The 2,151-nt window shown below is 65.1% G+C and carries 3 protein-coding genes; all 3 read left to right on the top strand.

The window, feature by feature from the left end; all coding sequences use genetic code 11:
• The first annotated feature begins 402 nt into the window (after positions 1-402).
• Positions 403-1,356: a transcription initiation factor IIB family protein gene (locus tag BN903_RS03915; protein WP_048076499.1), complete on the top strand. Its 954-nt coding sequence runs from the start codon at positions 403-405 to the stop codon at positions 1,354-1,356.
• Positions 1,357-1,452: 96 nt separating this feature from the next.
• Complete coding sequence (locus tag BN903_RS03910; RefSeq protein ID WP_048076498.1) at positions 1,453-1,887, top strand: universal stress protein; 435 nt, start codon at positions 1,453-1,455, stop codon at positions 1,885-1,887.
• A 33-nt stretch (positions 1,888-1,920) separates the two neighbouring features.
• Positions 1,921-2,151, top strand: a 231-nt coding sequence (locus BN903_RS03905; protein ID WP_048076497.1) for an AMP-binding protein, incomplete at its 3' end; no start/stop codon positions are given.

Here is a 2,151-nt window from a genome sequence, read left to right as displayed (position 1 = left end):
GGGTCGGGTGCGGTGCTGTCGAGGTCCGACGCGTCGATGACGACGGGGTCGACGTCGGCCGGGCGACAGCCGCGAAGCGTGCGTTCGATGCCGGGGGACGAGATGGTACTCATACACACCTATTGGTATAGGTTATACAAAAATCTTTATAGATGTTCTATAGTAATATATCGGGGTATCGAGCGCGACGAATTCCGACCGAATTTTGCGGTCACGTTTTGTGTGTCCCCGCGGGAGCGTCCGGGACGTGTCGAACCGTCTCGGAGACGCGGTATCTCTTGTACTTCCGCGCTACACGCCTGCTACTGGGCGAAGAACGCGTATCGGGTCGGCGTCATATCTGTCAGGGTCGATGATATTTCTGGACAAGAGTTAAATACGCGAATGACCAGAAACCTTTTAATGGAACGTCCGAGTCGCCAGCGGCAACAGGAGCAGGACACGGAGCGAGAAACGGACGAATCGACGGTTGCCTGTCCGGAGTGTGACTCGGAGAACATCGTCACGGACGCCGACCAGGAGTTGGTCTGTGAGGACTGCGGGCTCGTCTTGGACGAACGGAACATCGACCGCGGGCCGGAGTGGCGCGCGTTCAACCACAACGAGCGGCAGTCGAAGTCGCGCGTCGGCGCGCCGATCACGGAGACGATGCACGACAAGGGGCTGACGACGACGATCGACTGGAAGGACAAGGACGCGTACGGCCGCTCGCTCTCCTCCGAGAAGCGGTCGCAGATGCACCGTCTACGGAAGTGGCAGGAGCGGATTCGGACGAAGGACGCGGGCGAGCGCAACCTCCAGTTCGCGCTCTCCGAGATCGACCGGATGGCCTCGGCGCTCGGCGTTCCGCGGTCGGTACGCGAGGTCGCGTCCGTCATCTATCGACGGGCGCTCAACGAGGATCTGATCCGCGGCCGCTCCATCGAGGGCGTCTCCACCGCCGCGCTGTACGCCGCCTGCCGGCAGGAGGGGATCCCCCGCAGCCTCGACGAGGTCGCGGACGTCTCTCGGGTCCCGCAAAAGGAGATCGGACGCACGTATCGATACATCTCGCAGGAACTCGGGTTGGAGCTGAAGCCGGTCGACCCCAAGCAGTTCGTCCCGCGGTTCGCCTCCGCGCTCGAACTGAGCGAGGAAGTCCAGTCGAAGGCGACCGAGATAATCGATGTCTCCGCCGAGCAGGGGCTGCTCTCCGGGAAGTCGCCGACGGGTTTCGCGGCGGCCGCCATCTACGCGGCCTCGCTTTTGTGTAACGAGAAGAAGACCCAACGCGAGGTCGCCGACGTGGCCCAAGTCACCGAGGTCACCATCCGAAACCGCTATCAGGAGCAGATCGAAGCGATGGGCTTCCGCTAGACGGGTCGGCGGGCGGGTCGGCCGCTTCGTTTCGGTCCTCGAACGCCGAGTAGTTCGATCGGGTTTTTAATCGCACCCGCTGTACGCCACACCGAGATGTACTCGGAGATTCTCGTTCCGACCGACGGCAGTCCGGCGTCGGACGCCGCGATCGAACACGCGATCGACCTCGCCGACCGCTACGACGCCCGACTCCACGCGCTGTACGTCGTCGACGGCGGGGCCTACTCCAGCCTGGAGGCCGGGGCGGAGGTCGTCGTGGACGCGCTCGAATCCGAGGGCGAAGAGGCGACGCGGCAGGTGGCGGACGCCGCCGCCGACGCCGGGGTCGACTGCGTCACGACCGTCACGTCCGGGACCGCGTACCAGTCGATCCACGACTACGTCGACGAACACGGCATCGACGTCGTCGTGATGGGGACCCACGGTCGGAAGGGACTCGACCGCTACCTGCTGGGAAGCGTCACGGAGCGCGTCGTCCGTACCTCGGACGTGCCGGTGTTGACCGTGCGACAGCCGACGGATGAGTAACCCCGATTCTCCCGGCAGACGCGGGTGACAACGATGCGGGACTGGCTGTCACACCGCGTCGTCTCGTCGCCGGACGACACGGCCCTCGTCCGCGCCGAAGACGGCGAGGCGTGGAGCTACACCGACCTCGACCGCCTCGTCTCCGAGACCGCGGGCCGGCTCGTCGCCCACGGGCTGGGCGAGGGCGACCGGATCGGCGTGCTCACGCCGCCGTACGTGGGCACCGTCGGTCTCGTTCACGCGACGATGCGGATCGGGGCGACG

The sequence above is a fragment of the Halorubrum sp. AJ67 genome, assembly GCF_000513435.1.
This window is presented reverse-complemented; position numbering and strand designations above follow the sequence as displayed.

Bases quoted from the DNA above. Each gene is read 5' to 3' on its own strand.
- BN903_RS03915 (WP_048076499.1), top strand. From the start codon at position 403: ATGGAACGTCCGAGTCGCCAGCGGCAACAGGAGCAGGACACGGAGCGA.
- BN903_RS03910 (WP_048076498.1), top strand. From the start codon at position 1,453: ATGTACTCGGAGATTCTCGTTCCGACCGACGGCAGTCCGGCGTCGGAC.